At 72.2% G+C, this 17,182-nt stretch carries 19 protein-coding genes; 8 read left to right on the plus strand and 11 right to left on the minus strand.

Going from position 1 to position 17,182, the window contains the following annotated elements; all coding sequences use genetic code 11:
* Nucleotides 1-37: 37 nt before the first annotated feature.
* The 7 genes from ABT299_RS39630 to ABT299_RS39660 are packed head-to-tail and all read right to left on the minus strand — an operon-like array spanning nt 38 to nt 7,425.
* Nucleotides 38-1,372, minus strand: coding sequence for an FAD-dependent oxidoreductase (locus ABT299_RS39630; RefSeq protein WP_500253882.1), 1,335 nt, complete (start codon nt 1,370-1,372; stop codon nt 38-40).
* Entirely contained in the window at nt 1,369-2,172 is an 804-nt protein-coding gene (locus tag ABT299_RS39635) for an aspartate/glutamate racemase family protein (protein WP_500253883.1), read from the minus strand. The genes ABT299_RS39630 and ABT299_RS39635 overlap by 4 nt, the downstream gene beginning before the upstream one ends.
* Nucleotides 2,173-2,174: 2 nt before the next feature.
* Nucleotides 2,175-3,635: an FAD-dependent oxidoreductase gene (locus tag ABT299_RS39640; RefSeq protein WP_500253884.1), complete on the minus strand. Its 1,461-nt coding sequence runs from the start codon at nt 3,633-3,635 to the stop codon at nt 2,175-2,177.
* A 14-nt stretch (nt 3,636-3,649) separates the two neighbouring features.
* Nucleotides 3,650-4,237, minus strand: a complete 588-nt coding sequence (locus ABT299_RS39645) for a cysteine hydrolase family protein (RefSeq protein WP_500253885.1) — start codon at nt 4,235-4,237, stop codon at nt 3,650-3,652.
* A 25-nt stretch (nt 4,238-4,262) separates the two neighbouring features.
* On the minus strand, nt 4,263-5,033 hold the full coding sequence (locus ABT299_RS39650) for an SDR family NAD(P)-dependent oxidoreductase (protein WP_500253886.1): 771 nt from the start codon (nt 5,031-5,033) through the stop codon (nt 4,263-4,265).
* On the minus strand, nt 5,027-6,433 hold the full coding sequence (locus ABT299_RS39655; protein WP_500253887.1) for an FAD-dependent oxidoreductase: 1,407 nt from the start codon (nt 6,431-6,433) through the stop codon (nt 5,027-5,029). Before ABT299_RS39655 ends, ABT299_RS39650 begins: the two co-directional genes overlap by 7 nt.
* The gene (locus ABT299_RS39660; protein WP_387026616.1) at nt 6,430-7,425 is read right to left on the minus strand and encodes an isocitrate lyase/PEP mutase family protein; all 996 of its coding nucleotides are present in this window, start codon (nt 7,423-7,425) and stop codon (nt 6,430-6,432) included. The genes ABT299_RS39655 and ABT299_RS39660 overlap by 4 nt, the downstream gene beginning before the upstream one ends.
* 309 nt (nt 7,426-7,734) lie before the next feature.
* Here ABT299_RS39660 and ABT299_RS39665 point away from each other — a divergent pair, with 309 nt between their 5' ends.
* From ABT299_RS39665 to ABT299_RS39690, 6 genes are read left to right on the plus strand one after another with little or no spacing between them, the layout of a single operon-like run.
* Complete coding sequence (locus ABT299_RS39665; protein WP_190855218.1) at nt 7,735-8,910, plus strand: acyl-CoA dehydrogenase family protein; 1,176 nt, start codon at nt 7,735-7,737, stop codon at nt 8,908-8,910.
* Nucleotides 8,907-9,830 (plus strand): VOC family protein, encoded by a 924-nt coding sequence (locus ABT299_RS39670; RefSeq protein WP_190855217.1) that lies wholly within the window; start codon nt 8,907-8,909, stop codon nt 9,828-9,830. The genes ABT299_RS39665 and ABT299_RS39670 overlap by 4 nt, the downstream gene beginning before the upstream one ends.
* A complete protein-coding gene (locus tag ABT299_RS39675; protein ID WP_500253888.1) occupies nt 9,827-10,675 on the plus strand; it encodes an alpha/beta fold hydrolase in 849 nt (282 codons plus the stop codon). Before ABT299_RS39670 ends, ABT299_RS39675 begins: the two co-directional genes overlap by 4 nt.
* A gap of 2 nt (nt 10,676-10,677) precedes the next feature.
* Entirely contained in the window at nt 10,678-11,853 is a 1,176-nt protein-coding gene (locus ABT299_RS39680; RefSeq protein WP_500253889.1) for an acyl-CoA dehydrogenase family protein, read from the plus strand.
* Nucleotides 11,850-12,701: an alpha/beta fold hydrolase gene (locus tag ABT299_RS39685; RefSeq protein WP_500253890.1), complete on the plus strand. Its 852-nt coding sequence runs from the start codon at nt 11,850-11,852 to the stop codon at nt 12,699-12,701. Before ABT299_RS39680 ends, ABT299_RS39685 begins: the two co-directional genes overlap by 4 nt.
* A gap of 7 nt (nt 12,702-12,708) precedes the next feature.
* The gene (locus ABT299_RS39690; protein WP_500253891.1) at nt 12,709-13,551 is read left to right on the plus strand and encodes a fumarylacetoacetate hydrolase family protein; all 843 of its coding nucleotides are present in this window, start codon (nt 12,709-12,711) and stop codon (nt 13,549-13,551) included.
* Between the two features lie 62 nt (nt 13,552-13,613).
* Here ABT299_RS39690 and ABT299_RS39695 read toward each other — a convergent pair whose 3' ends face one another.
* Nucleotides 13,614-14,219 (minus strand): TetR/AcrR family transcriptional regulator, encoded by a 606-nt coding sequence (locus tag ABT299_RS39695; RefSeq protein ID WP_500253892.1) that lies wholly within the window; start codon nt 14,217-14,219, stop codon nt 13,614-13,616.
* A gap of 121 nt (nt 14,220-14,340) precedes the next feature.
* Here ABT299_RS39695 and ABT299_RS39700 point away from each other — a divergent pair, with 121 nt between their 5' ends.
* Nucleotides 14,341-15,321 (plus strand): aldo/keto reductase, encoded by a 981-nt coding sequence (locus ABT299_RS39700; protein ID WP_500253893.1) that lies wholly within the window; start codon nt 14,341-14,343, stop codon nt 15,319-15,321.
* 91 nt (nt 15,322-15,412) lie between these two features.
* Here the strand turns inward: ABT299_RS39700 and ABT299_RS39705 are convergent, their stop codons facing one another.
* From ABT299_RS39705 to ABT299_RS39715, 3 genes are read right to left on the minus strand one after another with little or no spacing between them, the layout of a single operon-like run.
* On the minus strand, nt 15,413-15,595 hold the full coding sequence (locus tag ABT299_RS39705) for a DUF397 domain-containing protein (RefSeq protein WP_500253894.1): 183 nt from the start codon (nt 15,593-15,595) through the stop codon (nt 15,413-15,415).
* 51 nt (nt 15,596-15,646) lie between these two features.
* Entirely contained in the window at nt 15,647-15,829 is a 183-nt protein-coding gene (locus ABT299_RS39710; RefSeq protein ID WP_500253895.1) for a DUF397 domain-containing protein, read from the minus strand.
* Entirely contained in the window at nt 15,820-16,626 is an 807-nt protein-coding gene (locus ABT299_RS39715; protein ID WP_500253896.1) for a helix-turn-helix domain-containing protein, read from the minus strand. The genes ABT299_RS39710 and ABT299_RS39715 overlap by 10 nt, the downstream gene beginning before the upstream one ends.
* Nucleotides 16,627-16,781: 155 nt before the next feature.
* On the opposite strand from ABT299_RS39715, the gene ABT299_RS39720 reads away from it, so the two are divergent.
* Nucleotides 16,782-17,180, plus strand: coding sequence for an ATP-binding protein (locus ABT299_RS39720; RefSeq protein ID WP_500253897.1), 399 nt, complete (start codon nt 16,782-16,784; stop codon nt 17,178-17,180).
* The last annotated feature ends 2 nt before the right edge of the window (nt 17,181-17,182 follow it).

Here is a 17,182-nt window from a genome sequence, read left to right on the forward strand (position 1 = left end):
CGGACGCCCGCGGGGTTCGTTCCGCGCATGTGGCGGTTCAGGGCACCGGCGCCGGGTCGGGTCCTCGCCCGTTCCCGATGATCCAGCCCATGCCGAAGGCGGAGAGCAGCCCGTTGCCGGACAGGTAGCCGTCGGAGTGCGGTCCGGCGAGGCCGCAGGCGGCGCCACCGCCCGCGAACAGGCCGGGGATCGGCTCGCCGGCCCCGTCCAGGACGCGGCCGGACGGGTCGATGACCAGGCCGCCCTGGGTGGTGAGCAGGCCGTGGGTGACCCAGGCGAGATGGTAGGGGGCGGTGAGCCCGCGGCGGTCGGGCAGCGGGGCCAGTGCGTGTTCGGTCTCCGCGGGCGTCCGCCCCAGGCAGGCGGCGAGGTCGTCGAGGGTGGCGCAGTCGCGGACGGCGCCGGCGGCGAGGCTCTCGCGCATCATCTCCGACTCGCGGGTGGCGGCCATGGCGGTGGCGTCCCAGATCATGGCGGCGCGCTCGCCGGGCTGCCGCTGCAGGACGCCCGCCATGGACGAGTAGCCCTTCGACTCCTCGTCCACGAAGCGCTCGCCGTCGGCGTTGACCAGGACGGCGCCGTTGAACGGCAGGGCCGGGGACACGCGGGTGCCGTGGTCCACGACGACGAGGCCTGAGCGCAGGCCGGCGCCCATGTTGCGCACCTGGGCGCCGAGGCGCCCCGCCCAGGCGAGCGCGTCGCCGGTCGAGGTGGAGACACCTCCGTAGAAGGGCGTGCCGAGGTGGGGCAGGTACCGCTTGACCAGGGTCTGGTCGGCGGCGAAGCCGTCGGTGGCGAGGACGACGGCGCCGGCCCGCACGCGCTGCAGCGAGCCGTTCTGCGCGATGACGACACCGGTGACCCCGCCGTCGTCCGAGACGAGGTCGACGGCGGGCGCCTCGTCGACGAAGGCGGCGTTGTCATGGGCTTCGAGGAGGGCGCGCAGGTGCCGCATGAGTCGGGCGCCGCCGAGGCGGCCGGTGTCGGTGTGCAGGCGCAGGGCGGTCATCCCGGCGCGGGGCATGTCGGTGCCGAGCTCGATCGGGTAGCCGGTGTCGGCGATCCACTCCACGATCCGCGGGGCGGCAGCGCAGAGCGCCTCCACCACCGGGCGCCATTCCTCGTCGCCGCTGGCGCGCAGGATGTCGTCGGCGTGCCGCCGCGGCGAGTCGTCGATGCCCGCGGCCGCCTGGAAGCGGGTGCCTCCGGCGGCGAGGGAGCCGGACGAGATCGCCGCGTTGCATCCCTCGCGCGCGGACTTCTCGAAGACGGCGACGACGCGGCCGGGGTCGCGGGCCGCCCGGAGCGCGGTCATCACGCCGCAGGCCCCGCCGCCGACCACGGCCACGTCGACCTCGGTGTCCCAGGTCATGACAGCGTCCCGCGCGTGCCGTAGAAGTCCCGCGCGGCGTCGATCAGCGGGCGGGGCGGGCGCGCCCCGTAGAAGCCGGTCCGTGCCGGGGCGAGGCCGGTGGCCCGGTACTGCGCGGCGCGCAGCTCCGCGACGCGGACGCAGGTGCCGAGGGAGTCGAGCACCGGCACGTCGTCGACGCGGGACACGCCCTGGTCGGCGAGGAACACGTTGAGCGGCCCCTCGCCGGGGACGATGACGTTCGCGCCGTCCGCGATCGCCTCGCGCGCGGCGCGGGTGAACGCGTCTAGCAGCGGTTCCGGGTCGCCGTACGCCCCCATGACGTCGGCGAACTCCGCCTCGACTTGGACGATGGGCCCGACGAGCCGGTCCAGCCTGTAGTCGCGCATGTTGCGGCGGAGCTGCGGTTCGAGGGCGGCGATGAAGTTGACGATTCCCACCCGGTCGCCCAGTGTCCCCGCCATGAGCACCGAGGTCTGCCCGAACGCGATGACGGGGATGTCGACGATCGTCCGGACCTCCTCGTATGCGGTGTCGGGGATGGTCGCGATCAGGAACGCGTCGTAGCCCTCGTCCTGAGCGCGCAGCGCCGCGTGCGCGAACTGCTCCTTGTGCAGCCCGGCGAGGTAGGCGTAGCCGATGTGCGTCCCGGGATAGTCGGACGGGTAGGTGCCGGGCCTCATCCCGTGGAAGTCGATCTCGGTCCCCGGGGCCGCCTGCGACCGCAGGTGGCGGGCGAGCGCGTCGCGGTAGTGCGGGACGTCGTCGAGGACGGTGAAGGACTGGTGCCAGATCCGCACGCTCACACCCCCGCCGCGGCGTGGGCGGCGGCGTTCGCGCCGGCGATCCGGCCGAACGTCGCGCCGCGCAGCACCGACGTGGAGCCGGTGTAGTTGGAGTAGTAGAGCCCGGTCAGCTCCCCCGCCGCGTACAGGCCGGTCATGGGGCGGCCGTCGCGGTCGACGACCTCGGCGGCGGAGGTCGTCTTGAGGCCGCCGAAGCTGAAGACGTTCGCCGCCATGACCGGGTACGCGGCGAACGGCCCCTGCTCGACGGGCCGGCTCCAGTTCGACTTCGGGACGTCCAGCCCGGTGGTCGCGAGGCCGTCGGGCGCGCTGTGGTCGAAGCCGTCCGAGGGAGGGCAGGCCGCGTTGTACGCCTCGACGGTCCGCTCGACGGTCGCGGCGGGTAGGCCGAGCGCCCGCGCCAGGTCGCCGATGGTCGGCGCGGTGACGGGTGGGACGTCGGTGCGGACGCCCGCCATCAGGTTCGGCACCGCCAGCCCCCGCTGGTCGAGGATCACCCAGGCGATCCCGTCGGTCTGGGCCTGGATGGCGCGGGTGGTCCGCTCGTACCAGGCGTCGACGGTGCCGCGCGCCTCGTCCACGAACCGCAGCCCTTCCTTGTTGACGAGGACGCCGTAGGGGAAGCAGAAGATCGCGGCCTCCGGCTCGCCGCTGCGCGGGTCGATCGGCTCGGCGTGGAAGAGGGCGAAGTTCCCGGCGGTGGCGGCGCCGAGCGCGAGCGCCATCTCCAGCCCCTCGCCCTTGTTGTAGTTGCCGCCCTTGGCGACGGGACGGCAGGTCAGCGCCTTGTCGCCGTGGTAGCGGGCCATCAGCTCGAAGTTGCCCTGGTAGCCGCCGCTGGCGAGGACGACCGCGCCCTCGAACACGGCGGGGCCGGCCGGGGTGTGCGCGAGCACGCCGGTGACGCCGCGGCCGGAGGAGGCGAGCCGCCGGGCCGTGGTCGCGAAGTGGAACTCCACGCCGAGCCCGCGCGCGGCCTTGCCTATCGTCTCGACGATGGCGAGGCCGCCGCCGACCGGCGCCATCCGGGTCGTCGAGCGGGTGAGGAACGGGGTCGGCACGAAGTCGAACCGGACGCCGTGGCCGGACATCCAGCGCAGCGTCGGCGGCGCGTTCTCGGCCAGCACGGCGACGTAGTCCGGGTCGACGGTGTGGGTGGCGCGGTACAGCGCGCCCTGCCGCCGGGGCGGGAGCGCCGCGTCGTTGACGATGGACGGGTCGGGGTGGCCCATGAAGTCGTCGACGAGGGCGTCCTCGAAGCCGTCGGCGACCTCGTCGAGCGACTTCATCCGCAGGAACGCCTCGGTGTAGCGGGTGTTGCCGCCGGTCTCGGCCTCCGGGGACCGCTCCAGCAGCGCGACGCGGGCGCCGTTCTCGGCGGCGGAGACCGCGGCCGACAGGCCCGCGACCCCGCCGCCGACCACGACGACGTCGTAGCGGTGGTTCTGTTCGGTCATGGCGTGGCGTCCCCTCAGAAGGCGAGCTCGGCGGAGCCGATCACGGAGCCGAACAGCGGCAGCATGTTCGTCACGGAGAACTCGTGGAAGTCGGGCCGGAAGGAGGCGCACATGTCCTCGACGACGGTCACCTGGAGGCCGGAGTCGGAGGCGTGCCGGGCGGCGGACTCGACGACCAGATTGGTGGCGACGCCGCCGAGGACGACCTCGGTGACGCCTTCGGCGGCCAGGACGTCCCGCAGCGCGGTACCGACGAACGGGTCGACGCAGCCCTTGTCGACGACGGGCTCCCCGTCGGCGGGCGCCAGCGCCTTGACGATCTGCGCCTCCGGCGAGTCCGCGAGCATCGCGCGCTGCTCCTCGTAGGGGTCGAAGCGCGGCAGCCGGTTGGTGCGGAGCCGGTAGGAGGGGTCGAACGCGAGCCGGACGTGCACGACGAGCGTCCCGGCCGCGCGGGCGGCGGCCAGCACCCGCTCGGCCGTGCCGAGGACGCCGCGCTCGGCGATCTGCGCGGCGAGCGGGGGCATCCGCAGGTGCGGCCCCTCCTCGCAGAGCGCGACCTGGTAGTCGAGCATGAGCAGGGCCTTCGTGGCGGTGGTCATCAGGGGTCTCCTTGGAGGGATCGGGCTACCAGGCGGACCAGCCGCCGTCGACGTACACGACCTGGCCGGTCATGTACGAGGCGGCGGGGCTCGCGAGCAGGAGCAGGGGGCCGGCGAAGTCGGTGGCGGGGTCGCCGAGGCGGCCGAGCATGGTGCGCTCGCCGAACCACGCCAGCCGGTCGGGGTCGGCGCCGAGCGCGGCGGTCATCTGGGTGGGGTAGAAGACGCCGGGGGCCAGGCAGTTGACGTTGACGCCGTGCGGGCCGAGTTCGGCGGCCAGCGCCCGCGTCACGTTCACGACGCCGGCCTTGGACGAGTAGTACGCCGACTCGGGGACGGGTCCGACGCGCTCGGCGTAGACGGTGGTGAGGTTGACGATGCGGCCGCCGCTCCCCTGCCGGGTGAGGGCCTTGCCGGCCTCGCGTCCGACCAGCCACGTGCCGGTCAGGTTGACCCGGACGACCCGCTCGAACTCCTCGACCGTGGTCTCGTCGTACGGCTTGCGCAGCATGACGCCCGCGGCGTTGACGACGATGTCGAGCCGCCCGTGCGCGGCGATCACGTTCTCGAAGAGGGCGGCGACGGACGCCTCGTCGGTGACGTCGACCTCATGCGCGCTCGTCCCGAGGTCGCGTGCCGTGGCGGCGAGGTCGGCGTCGCGCGCCGGCAGGTCGGCGACGGCGGTCCGCGCTCCCGCGTCCGCGAGCGCGTGCGCCGCGCGCTCACCGAGGCCGCCGGAGGCCACGCCGACGACCAGGGCGACCTGGCCGGTCAGATCGAAGGCGGACGTCACCATTGGAGCTCGCTCTCCTCGCCGGCCGCGTTCCGGCTGGCGATCCGACCGAAGACGCCGGACTTGCCGATGGAGGTGCCGGTCATGTAGCCGGCACCGTGGAATCCGCCGGTGATCTCGCCGGCGGCGTAGAGGCGCCCGATCGGCTCGCCCCACCAGTCGAGGACCCGCATCCGGGTGTCGACGGTGAGGCCGCAGTACGTCGCGAGCACGACGGTGCCGGAGGGGTGGGCGTAGAAGGGCGGCTGGTCGATCGGCGTCCGCTCCCCCACGCCGCCGGACAGGTGGACGCGCCCGAACGCGTCGTCCCGCCCGGACGCGATCGCGGCGTTGTAGTCCGCGACGGTGCGCCGCAAGGAGCCTTCGGGGAGGCCGATCTCGGCCTCCAGGCCCGCGATCGTGTCGGCCCTGAGCAGCATCCCGGCCCGCTCGCGTCCCGCGAACTCGTAGATCGGGACCTCGTCGTTGGCGAGGGCCATCGTCCGGGCGTCGAAGACCTGCCAGGTGGTCACGCCGGGCTGGGCGAGCGCGGCGTCGCCGATCTCCTTGTAGTTCCGCGACTCGTCCACGAAGCGGCGGCCTTCGCGGTTGACCGCGATCGCGCCCTTGTAGACGGCGAGGATGCCGGTGCCGTCCTCGTCGGGGTGCTCGACGTGGAAGTGCCCGTAGGTGCCCTTGATGTAGGGGGTGTCGCGGACGCCGGCGCCGAGCGCCATGGCCATCTTGAGGCCGTCGCCCTGGTTGCCCGCGCCGCCCTGGCGGAGCGCGTGCTCCATCTGCGGCGCGAAGGTGGCGAGCAGGTCCGGGTTCATCGAGAACCCGCCGGTGGCGAGGACGACCGCGTCGGCCGCCACCTCGCGGCCGTCGGCGAGCCGGACGCCGGTCACGCGGGCGCCGTCGTGCAGCAGCCGGTGGGCGGGCGCGTCGAGCATGACGCGCGCGCCGAGGTCGCCGGCCGCCTTGAGCAGCAGTTCCAGCATGCGGGTGGTGTCGGCGGGGTGGCTGCGCGGCACCGACTGGCCCGAGGCGGCGTGGATCTCCCCGTACCGGACGCCGTGGTCCTTCAGCCACCGGTACGTCTCCAGCTGGTGCTCGCAGTACAGGTCGACGAGCGCCGGGTCGTTGCGGTCCTTCCCGACGTCGAGGAGGTCCTTGCGGAGCAGGTCGGCGGAGTCGGCGATGCCCTGCTCGGCCTGCTCGTCGGTGCCGGCGAACGCGGACAGGCCCGCCGACTTCACGGTGGAGCCGCCGATGCCGCCGGTCTTCTCCAGCAGCAGCGCGTACCGTCCCGCCTCGGCCGCGGCGAGCAGCGCGGCGCAGCCGGCGAGTCCCGCGCCGAGGACGAGGACGCCGACGCGCTCGGGCAGCGCGGTCTCGACCGGCAGGCCGGGGACGGAGCTCACGAGCCGCTCCCGTACTCCCGGTCCAGCGCGCTCTCGGCGGCGCTGAAGCGCGGCAGGTTGAACAGGCTCTGCCGCTGCTCCCATCCGGCCATCCGCCCGGCGCGGGACGCGGTCTCGCCGTGCTCCTTCAGGTGCGCCAGCGCCTCCTGCCCGGCGAGGTGCATCGAGCGCATCAGGTAGTTGGCGAACAGCACGACGCCGAAGCCCAGTTCGGCGTACTCCGCCACGCCGAGCTGCGGGGTCCTGCCGCCCTCGACCACGTTGACGATCAGCGGGACGCCCGCCAGCTCGCGCCCGACCAGGGCGAGCTCGTCGACCGTCCGGGGCGCCTCGACGAACAGCACGTCGGCGCCGGCGTCGGCGTAGGCGCGGCCGCGCTCGATGGCCTCGTCGATCCCGTGCACGGACCGGGCGTCCGTGCGCGCGATGATCACGAGCGCGTCGTCGGTGCGCGCTTCGCACGCCGCCGCGATCTTGGTCTGCATGTGCCCGGACGGGATCAGCGCGTGCGAGTCGAAGTGGCCGCACCGCTTGGGCATCTCCTGGTCCTCCAGCTGGAGGCCCGCCACCCCGGCGCGCTCCAGCAGCCGGACGGTGCGCATCGCCGCGAGCGGGCCGCCGTACCCGGTGTCGGCGTCGCAGACGAGCGGGACGCGGGTCGCCTCGGTGAGCCGTCCGGCGTGGTCGGCGACCTCGGTCTGGGAGATCAGCCCGATGTCGGGCAGGCCGAAGCCGGCGTTCGCGAGCCCGGCGCCGGTGGCGTAGACGGCGGCGAAGCCGGCGTCCTCGACGAGCCGGGCGCCGAGGGCGTCGGTCGCGCCGGGCAGCACCAGCGGCTCGATCCCCGTGCCCGGCCCGTCCGCCTCCGGCCGGGGCACGGCCGCGGCGAGCGCGGCGCGCAGCGCGACCCGCTTGTCACGGGCGCTCGGTCCGGGGCCGACCCCGGTCAGCGACGCGAGCAACCCCGGCTCCCAGGGTGGGGTGTGCGGCACGGCAGCTCCTCCATGGAGTGATTACTACAGACCTTTACCGTGACACCAGTCACCAGCCGAGCGCAACCCCGGCCGGACCGGCCGAAGGTTCGCCCCGCCCCTCCCCCGGCCTGATCGCATCCGATTTCAGCAGCCCACACGCTCAACCGGCCGGCGGCATCGAACGACGGGGAGCTGTGCGCGCGGTCACAGAATCTTGCCGCCCCCTCTTGCCTTCCCCGGAGCGCTCGCTCTACGGTCCATGTAGTGACTGTTACAGAGATGCCGGTCACGCTCTCCCGCCCTCCCCACACCGAAGGAACGTCACCGATGACCGTCCTGGACGAGATCCGCCGGCTGGAGCCGGAGCTCCGCGCCGAGGAGGACCTCTCGGCCGAGCAGCGCGCGCTGACCGGCCGGGCCTTCACGTACATGCGCGAGACCGGGCTGATGCGCGGCCTCCAGCCGAAGCGCTGGGGCGGCGCCGAGCTCTCGCTGCGCGAGCACCTCGCGAGCGTCTACGAACTCGGCCGGATCGCGCCGTCCGCCGGCTGGGTGGCCGGGGTCATGGGGTCGCACCCCTGGCAGCTGGCCCTCTTCCCCGAGGAGACGCAGGCCGAGATCTGGGAGTCCGACCCGGACTGGAACGCCTCGTCCTCCTACGCGCCGACCGGGAGGATCGAGCCGGTCGACGGCGGGTACCGGGTGCACGGCCGCTGGTCGTTCTCCTCCGGCTGCGACCACGCCCAGGGCGTGATCCTCGGCGGGTTCGCCGGAAAGGTCGAGGTCGCGCCGGGCGTCGAGGTCCCGAACTACGGGTCCGCGCTGCTGTACCGCGACCAGTACTCCATCGACGACACCTGGCACGTCCGCGGCTCGCGCGGCACCGGCAGCAAGGACATCGTCGTCGCCGACGCCTTCATCCCCGAGCGCCGCTTCCTGTCCAGCCCGCTCTACGAGTACAACCCCGACCGTCCCGCGCCGGGCATGGAGACCAACCCGAGCGCCCTCTACAAGGTGCCGTGGGCGGTCATGTTCAACCTGGTGCTGGTCGCGCCGATGCTCGGGCTCGCCCGCCGCGTCCTCGACGACTGGACGGCCGACACCCGCGTCCGCAAGGCGAACTGGGGCGGCACCTACGCCGACGACCCGCTGATGCAGATGCACCTGGCCGAGGCCGAATGGGTGCACGACGCGGCCGTCATGAAGATGTACGACGCGATCGACACGATCACCGAGGCCGCCGAGGCCGGCGCGTTCCTGGACAAGCGGCAGCGCGCCCGGCTCCGGTGGAACGTCACCAAGGGCTGCCAGGAGACCGGCTTCGCGATCAACAAGCTGATGCGGGTCGCCTCGGGCCGCACCGTCTTCGTCGACCACCCGCTGCACCGCCTCTACCAGGACGTCATCGCCGAACTCGGCCACGCGTTCCTCGTCTCCGACGGCGTCGGCCAGTACTACGGCGCCGCGCTCCTCGACTCGTCCGCCCCGGAGGTCATGCTGTGATTTCGCAACTCGCCTATCTCGGGATCGCGTCGCCGAAGGCCGAGGAGTGGCGCGACTACGCCACCCGGCTGCTCGGCGCGGTCATCGCCGGCGACGGTCCCGACGGCGCGGTCCGCGTCAAGGTCGACGACAAGGGCTACCGGATCGCCGTCCACCCGGCGGAGCAGGACGAGCTCCGCTACATCGGCTGGGACTGCGGCAACGAGACCGAGCTGCGCGCCTACGTCGCCGAGCTGCGCGGCAAGGGCGTCGAACTGCACGCCGGGACCGCCGAGGAGCTCAAGGAGCGCCAGGTCAGCGAGCTGCACTGGTTCGCCGACCCGTTCGGCAACCGGCACGAGCTGGTGTGGGGGCAGTACTCGCACCCGAACTCGTTCTTCCCCGGACGCCCCATGCGCGGCCGGTTCGTCACCGGCGACCTCGGCCTCGGCCACGTCGTGCTGATCGTGCCGGACCTGGAGCGGGCCGACGCGTTCTACGCCGAGACGCTCGGCTTCCGGCTGTCGGACCGGGTGAAGAGCGACATCTTCAACCTGCGCTTCTACCACTGCAACGGCCGCCACCACTCCCTCGCGGTCGCCGAGATCCCCGGCATGACGGGGATCAACCACCTGATGCTGGAGGTCGAGTCGTTCGACGACCTCGGCACCGCGATCGACCTGTTCACCGCCGACCCGGAGCGGGAGATCCTGCTGTCGCTCGGCCGGCACACCAACGACCTGATGACCTCCATCTACGTGCAGACCCCGTCGTCGATGCAGATCGAGTACGGGCACGGCGGGATCACCGTCGACGACCTGACGTGGGTCGCGGGCAACCACGACCTGCCGTCGATCTGGGGCCACCACCGCTCCCAGGCGTACATCGACGGGCCGCCCGGCATCTTCCGCACCGTCGCCGGCGGGGAGGCGGGCGAATGACCGCCGCGATCCGCACCGAGGACGTCGCGATCGGCGGCGGCCGCCACCTGCGCGTCAACCAGACCGGCACGCCGGGCGCGCCCGCCCTGCTCTTCCTGCACGGGTCCGGGCCGGGCGTGACCGCCGCGTCCAACTGGCGGGAGGTCATCGAGGGGCTCGGCGACACCTACCACTGCGTCGCCCCCGACATCCTGGGCTTCGGCGACTCCAGCCATCCGGACCCGCAGCCGCAGGGGTTCACGGCGCAGGCCGAGGTCCGCATCGAGGCGCTGCTGGAACTCGTGGACGCGCTGGGCCTGGAGAAGGTCGTCCTCGTCGGCAACTCGATGGGCGGGATGTACTCGCTGCGCATCGCCCAGCTCCGGCCGGACCTCGTTTCCGGGCTCGTGCTGATGGGCTCGGGCGGCATGCCGGGCCTGGAGCCCACGCCCGAGCTGATCAAGCTCATCACCTACTTCGACGATCCCACCGTCGAGGCGATGGCGGACCTGCTCATCCAGTTCGTGCACGACAAGAGCGCCTTCGGCGACACGGTCGAGGCGGTCGCGGCGGAGCGGATGCCGATCGTGCGGCGGCCCTGGATCGAGGCCGGGCACCGGGCCATGTTCGGGCCGGAGATGCTCGCCTTCGAGCCGGACGACCTCGCGAAGATCGACGTCCCGGCCCTGGTGGTGCACGGCCGCCAGGACGTCATCGTGCCGCTCGAATGCGGCCGCTACCTCGCCGAGCACCTGCCTCAGGCGGACCTCTACGTGATCAACAAGTGCGGCCACTGGACGCAGATCGAGCAGGCCGCGCGCTTCCAGGCGATCGTGCGGGCCTTCGTCGGGAACGGGACGGAATGACCATGAGCATGATCGAGAAGGCGCGGGCCGCCGCGCCCGCGCTCGCCGCGGCCGACGCGGCGAGCGTGGAGCAGGGGCGGCTCACCGAGGAGGCCGTCGCGGCGCTGGAGTCGACGGGCGTGCTGCGCGCGCTGCAGCCGGCCCGCTGGGGCGGCGGCGAGGCCCACCTCGCCGAGTACGCCGACACGGTGATCGAGATCGGCCGCGCGTCGGCGTCCGCGGGCTGGGTGGCGTCCGTCGTCGGCGTCCACCCGTGGCAGATCGCCCTGTTCCCCGAGGAGACGCAGAAGGAGGTCTGGGGCGACGACCCGGGCCGCAGGATCGCCTCGTCGTACACGCCGACCGGCAGGATCGAGAAGGTCCCCGGCGGCTACCGGGTGTCGGGGCGGTGGAGCTTCTCCTCCGGCAGCGGGATCTGCTCCGGCGTCATCCTCGGCGGCATCGCCGGGCGCCGCGAGGTGAACGGCACCGAGTACCCCGACTTCACCTCCGTGATCCTCGACGAGGCCGACTACCGGATCGAGGAGACCTGGAACGTCGCGGGCCTGCGCGGCACCGGCTCCAACGACATCGTCGTGGACGGCGTGTTCGTGCCCGAGCACCGCGGCCAGTCGCACGTGTACTACACGCACGGCCTCGGCACCCCGCTGCCCGGCCAGGAGCTCAACGACGGGCCGCTGTACCGGACGCCGTGGGCGGTCACGTTCAACCTGATCATCGCCGCCGGAGCGCTCGGCGCCTGCCTCGGCTTCTACGACCAGTGGGTCACCGAGACCCGCGCCCGCCGCACCAACTACGGCCAGTTGCTCCGCGAGGAGCCCGTCGTGCAGGACCATCTCGCCGAGGCGGCCTGGCAGCTCGACGCCGCCGTCCTGAAGGTCAGGCGGACGGCCTCCGAGCTGATGGAGCACGCGGAGCGCGGCGAGATCCCGTCGCCGGAACAGCGCGCCTTCTGGCGCTGGGACGTCGCCCGGTCGGCGAACGCGGCGGTCGACACCGTCCAGGCGCTGATGCGGGTCTCGTCGGGCCGCTCCGCCTTCGTCGACCACCCGCTGCAGACGAGGTTCCAGGACGCCATCGCGGCCGGGAGCCACGCCTTCCTCTTCGGCGACCCGCTCGCCAAGGCGTGGGGCGGCCGGCACCTCGGCGCCGAGAGGCTCGCGGAGGTGCACCTGTGATCACCTCGTCCGACGTCGCGGTCGAGGTCCGCGGCGGCGAGCTGACGTTCCGGCTGCACGAGGCGGGCGAGCGGGGCTCGGAGGCCGTGCTGTTCCTGCACGGCTCCGGGCCGGGCGCGACCGGGCTGTCCAACTGGGAGCGGATCATCACCGATCTCGGGCCCCGGTTCTGGTGCCTGGCGCCCGACCAGATCGGGTTCGGGGACTCCTCGCACCCCGTCGACGCGCCGCGCGGCATGGGCCCGTTCAACGAGCTGCGGGCCGAGGCGCTGCTCGCGCTGGTGGACGGGCTCGGCCTGGAGAAGGTCCACCTGGTCGGCAACTCGATGGGCGGCCAGCTCGCGCTGCTGATGACGCTGGCCCGGCCCGATCTGATCGGCAAGGTCCTGCTGATGGGCAGCGGCGGCGCACCGGACATGCCGGTCAGCCCCGGCCTCGCGCACCTGCGCGAGTTCTACGCGAGCCCGAGCGCCGAGTCCCTCAAGGGGCTGCTCAGCGAGTTCGTGTACGACCTCGACCCCCTGCGCGCCACCGTCGACCGGGTCGTGGCCGAGCGGATGGCCTACGTGAACCGCGAGGACGTCCGCCGCTCCCACGAGGCGTCGTTCGACCCGAACGGCGCCCGGCGCTTCTTCACGCGCGAGGAACTCGCGACCATCACCCACGAGGTGCTCTGCGTCCACGGCCGCGACGACCGGATCATCCCGGTCGCCGCGAGCGAGTACTTCGCCGCCGCGATCCCGAACGCGGACCTGTACGTCCTCGGGCGGTGCGGCCACTGGACGCAGATCGAGCACCCCGAGACCTTCGAGCGGCTCCTGACGGGCCTCATCGACGGCCACCTGTAAGGAAGACATGCGCATCGCCAACCACGCGGGCCGGGCCGTACTGGTCGTCTCCGACGGCAAGGCCGCGGACATCGCGACCGCCTCGGACGGCCGCTTCGGCCCCGACCCGCAGAGCGTCTACGACCACTGGGACGCCTTCACCGCATGGGCGGCCACCGCCGCCCCCGTGCCCGACGTCGAGATCGACGCGGCCCGGCTGGGCTCGCCGTCGCCCGCGCCGTCCCAGGTCGTCGCGATCGGGCTGAACTACGCCGACCACGCCGCGGAGACCGGCTTCGAGCCGCCGAAGGACCTGCCGCCGGTCTTCACCAAGTTCGCCTCGTCCATCACCGGCCCCTACGGCGAGATCGCCCTGCCCGACGGCGGCCACACCGACTGGGAGGTCGAGGTCGTCGCGGTCATCGGCCGGACGGCCCACCGCGTCACGGCCGAAGCGGCCTGGGACCACGTGGCCGGCCTCTCGGTCGGGCAGGACCTCTCGGAACGGATCCTCCAGTTCACCGGCGAGGCCCCGCAGTTCGGCTTCGCCAAGTCCTACCCGGGGTTCGCGCCGATCGGCCCCTGGCTCGTCACCCTCGACGAGCTCCCCGACCGCGACGACCTCGCGCTCGGCTGCGCGATCGACGGCGAGACGGTGCAGGACGGCCGCACGTCCAGGCTGATCTTCTCGATCCCCCGCACGATCGCGAAGCTGTCGCAGGTCATCACCCTGCGCCCCGGCGACGTGATCTTCACCGGCACCCCGGACGGCGTCGGCCTCGGCAGGAGCCCCCAGCGCTTCCTTCGCCCCGGCGAGACGCTGCGCACCTGGGTGGAGGGCATCGGCGAGATGGAGCACACCTTCCGCTGAACCGGCCCCACCGGAGCCCGGGCCCCACAAAGGCCGGGGCTCCCTTCCCGACCCGAGGTCCCTCAGGAAGGGCGCCGGGCGGGCGGGAAGATCGCGGTGACGGCGCGGATGACGACGGCGCGGCGCACGGCCGGCGCCGTGTCCGCGGCGGCGCGGCGGGCGACGGCGGCCATCTCGGCCTGGTCGAGCCAGGTGTGCGCGATCTGGGAGACCAGGGCCAGGACGTCGACGGGATCCCACGCGGGGTCGAGGTCGCCCGCCTCCTGGGCGCGGCGGACGGTCTCGATCTTGGCGAGGATCGCGTCGCGGTACGGGCCGCGGTCGCCGTCGGGTGCGACGGCCGGTTCCAGGCGGCCCCAGGCGACGAACCGGTACCGGTCGGGATTCGCGGTGAAGTAGTCGAACAGCTGCCCGGCGTAGGCGGGCAGATCGGCGGGGTCCAGATGGACGGCACCGGCCGCCGCCGCGAGTTCGGCGGCGGCGACGTGTTCGTACAGTTTCTCCTTGCTGCGGAAGTAGGCGTAGACGCGTTCCTTGCTGGTCCGGGCGGCCTTGGCGATCCGGTCGACCCGGGCGCCGGCGATTCCGTGCCGGGCGAACTCGTCGCGGGCGGCGGCGGCGATCCGGTCCCGGGTGGAGTCGGCGCGGGCGGGCTCGGTGCTGGCCATGGCCCCACCCTAGCCAACCGAACCGTTCGGTTTGACGCGCTCGCGGAGGTGGGTACGGTGGAGCCGGACCATACCGAACGGTTTGGTTCGTTCCTTGCGATTCCTTCACGGAGGGTTGGTCATGCAGCAGCGCACTCTGGGGCGCCAGGGCCTGGTCACCTCGGCCATCGGCTACGGCACGATGGGGCTGACGATGGCCTACGGCCCCGGCGACGAGCGGGAGGGCATCGCCGCCATCCGCCGCGCCTTCGACCTGGGCGTCACGTTCTTCGACACCGCCGAGCTCTACGGCCTCGGCACCGGCTCCAACGAGATCCTCGTCGGCAGGGCGCTCAAGAGCGTCCGCGACGAGGTGGTCATCGCCACCAAGTTCGGCTTCGACCTGACCAACGGGTTCACGCGCGCCCTCAACAGCCGCCCCGACAACATCCGCAAGGTCGCCGACAACAGCCTGCGCTACCTGGGCGTCGACCACCTCGACGTGCTCTACCAGCACCGCGTCGACCCCGACGTGCCGATCGAGGACGTCGCCGGCACGGTCAAGGAACTGATCGACGCGGGCAAGGTGAAGTACTTCGGCCTGTCGGAGGCCGGCCCGCAGACCATCCGCAAGGCCCACGCCGTCCAGCCCGTCTCGGTGCTGCAGACCGAGTACTCGCTGTTCGAACGCGACGTGGAGCAGCTGTTCCCGGTGCTGCGCGAACTCGGCATCGGGTTCGTCGCCTACTCACCGCTGGGCCGCGGCTTCATCACCGGCACCGCCAAGCCCGCCGGGTCCTACGACGCCACCGACATGCGCAACCACGATCCCCGCTGGCAGCCCGGCAACTTCGAAAAGAACCTGAAGGCCGTTCAGCAGCTCACCGAACTCGCCGCCACCAAGAACGCGACCGTCTCGCAGCTGGCGCTGGCCTGGATCCTGGCGCAGGGCGACGACATCGTCCCGATCCCGGGCACCCGCAGCCCCCAGCGAGTCGAGGAGAACACCACCGCCGCCGACCTCGCCCTCACTGGCGACGACCTGGACGCCATCGCCCAGATCCTGCCGACCGGCGGCTTCGGCGCCCGCTACGCCGAGAACGCCCTTCCCACCTGGATCTGACCGCCCGTGCTCCCCATTGAGTCGTGGCGTGGCGCCCTTATGAGAATAAGGACACCACGCCACACCTCAACGGCTCGTTGGCCGGAGAGTGTCAGTGCTTCAGCGCCGCCATCAGGGTGGCGAACTCGTCGCGGCGTACGACGAGCTTGGGGCCGTCCGGGTCCTTCGAGTCGCGGACGGCGACGACACCGGCCAAGTCCGCGACCTCGACGCACTCGCCCCCGGTGCCGCCGCTGCGACTGCTCTTACGCCAAGTGGCCGTAGTCAGGTCCATCCGTCCTTCACCATCCTTAGAACCAGGTCGACAGACCAGCCAGCGAGAGTGTCAGTGCTTCAAGGCCGCCATCAGGGTGGCGAACTGCTCGCGGCCCACGACGAGCTTGGGGCCGTCCGGGTCCTTCGAGTCACGGACGGCGACGACACCGGCAGCGGACGCCAGTTCGACGCACTCCCCGCCGTTCGAAGCGCTGCGTGACGCCTTGCGCCAGCGAAGATCGTTCAAGTCCATCTGTCCTTCACCGTTCTTGAAATCAAGTCGGCCGACTGGCCGACGGGTAGTGCAAGAGAGCGTATCTCCCTGAGCGCACGACGCACCTCGATGATGTCCTCGATCTCGCCCATCGTGAAACCGCGCGCCACGGTCTCCACATACGCCACCTCGGTTAGGTCTTCCAACGTCGCGCATGTGAACGACCCGACGTTGCCGATGTGCTCGCCGTGGGACGGGACCACCTGCACCGTGATCCGGTCGGACGGCGGGTTCAGCAGGTTTTCCAGCTGGTCTCTCATCACCTCCGGCCCGCCGACCTCGCGATACAGGACGCCTTCGTCCAGCAAGAAGGTGCAGTCCGGCGGGTCCTCTCGGGCGAGGATCTCCTGCCGCTTGAGACGGGCCTCGATCGCTTCGGCATTACCGTGCAGCAACGCGGCCACGTACGCGGGTGTCTGCAACAAGCCGTGGACGAGCATGGTCTGCCAGCTCTCCAGCGCTCCCGCCGATTCCTCGATGCTCACCCAGTCGAACCACACGGGAAAGGCCGCGTCCTTCACCAGATCTTCCCAGAGCGCGACCAATTCGCCGTTCGCCTTGAGAACCTCGTCCATCTCCTTGGCGAATTCCAGCGTGCAGCGGGTTCGGCCCGTCTCGATCGCGCCGATGTACTGGGGGGTGACGCCTTGACCGCCGCGCGCTCGCGCGGCGAGGTTCTCCTGACTCCACCCCATCGCCTCCCGGAACCGCCGGAACCGCCGCCCGAACGGCAGGAGGGACGGGCTGACCTTGCCCTTGTTGCGCCGTGGCGTCATGCCGTCATCGTCCCTCAAGCAAGCCCAACCGGGGAGCAAGTCCGGCGAACTTGCCAGCGGAACTTGTCCAGCTTCACCTGCGCTTCGTGACGCTCCGCGAGCGCATGGTGGCTAACTGGGCGGTGACCAGTGGCCAACGTTCCAAGGGTGTACCGATGACTTCACCAGCGGCATCCGAGCCCCCCACGCTCGTTCTCGACTCGACCGATGCGGCGCCTCGGCTCGCGCGCGAGTTCCTTGCCAAGCAGTTCGCGGACTGGGGCATCGCGGACGACTACCTGGGCCGGTTGATCGTCTGCGAGCTGGTCACCAACGCCTACAGGCACGGTGAGGGGCCGATCGTCGTCCGTCTCCGGCGCGACGAGCACGACGGGCGGCCCGTGATCGAGGTGTGGGACGCGGGTGAGGGCCGTCCGGTCGTCCGGCCGGAGGACCACGCGGCGGTCTCGGGCCGGGGGCTCCGCCTCGTCGCCGAGTTCGTCCAGGACCGCTGGGGCGTCCGCCCGCTCGTCGAGGGCGGTAAGGCCGTCTGGGCGAAGCTGCCGACGCCTTGAAG

Source organism: Spirillospora sp. NPDC000708 (genome assembly GCF_040299565.1).
GTDB lineage: Bacteria > Actinomycetota > Actinomycetes > Streptosporangiales > Streptosporangiaceae > Spirillospora.

Excerpts from the sequence above, each read along its gene's own strand:
- ABT299_RS39710 (WP_500253895.1), bottom strand. The coding sequence starts at position 15,829 with ATGGACTTGAACGATCTTCGCTGGCGCAAGGCGTCACGCAGCGCTTCG.
- ABT299_RS39700 (WP_500253893.1), top strand. The coding sequence starts at position 14,341 with ATGCAGCAGCGCACTCTGGGGCGCCAGGGCCTGGTCACCTCGGCCATC.
- ABT299_RS39695 (WP_500253892.1), bottom strand. The coding sequence starts at position 14,219 with ATGGCCAGCACCGAGCCCGCCCGCGCCGACTCCACCCGGGACCGGATC.
- ABT299_RS39690 (WP_500253891.1), top strand. The coding sequence starts at position 12,709 with ATGCGCATCGCCAACCACGCGGGCCGGGCCGTACTGGTCGTCTCCGAC.
- ABT299_RS39675 (WP_500253888.1), top strand. The coding sequence starts at position 9,827 with ATGACCGCCGCGATCCGCACCGAGGACGTCGCGATCGGCGGCGGCCGC.
- ABT299_RS39645 (WP_500253885.1), bottom strand. The coding sequence starts at position 4,237 with ATGACCACCGCCACGAAGGCCCTGCTCATGCTCGACTACCAGGTCGCG.
- ABT299_RS39650 (WP_500253886.1), bottom strand. The coding sequence starts at position 5,033 with ATGGTGACGTCCGCCTTCGATCTGACCGGCCAGGTCGCCCTGGTCGTC.
- ABT299_RS39665 (WP_190855218.1), top strand. The coding sequence starts at position 7,735 with ATGACCGTCCTGGACGAGATCCGCCGGCTGGAGCCGGAGCTCCGCGCC.
- ABT299_RS39680 (WP_500253889.1), top strand. The coding sequence starts at position 10,678 with ATGAGCATGATCGAGAAGGCGCGGGCCGCCGCGCCCGCGCTCGCCGCG.
- ABT299_RS39720 (WP_500253897.1), top strand. The coding sequence starts at position 16,782 with ATGACTTCACCAGCGGCATCCGAGCCCCCCACGCTCGTTCTCGACTCG.
- ABT299_RS39715 (WP_500253896.1), bottom strand. The coding sequence starts at position 16,626 with ATGACGCCACGGCGCAACAAGGGCAAGGTCAGCCCGTCCCTCCTGCCG.
- ABT299_RS39640 (WP_500253884.1), bottom strand. The coding sequence starts at position 3,635 with ATGACCGAACAGAACCACCGCTACGACGTCGTCGTGGTCGGCGGCGGG.
- ABT299_RS39705 (WP_500253894.1), bottom strand. The coding sequence starts at position 15,595 with ATGGACCTGACTACGGCCACTTGGCGTAAGAGCAGTCGCAGCGGCGGC.
- ABT299_RS39630 (WP_500253882.1), bottom strand. The coding sequence starts at position 1,372 with ATGACCTGGGACACCGAGGTCGACGTGGCCGTGGTCGGCGGCGGGGCC.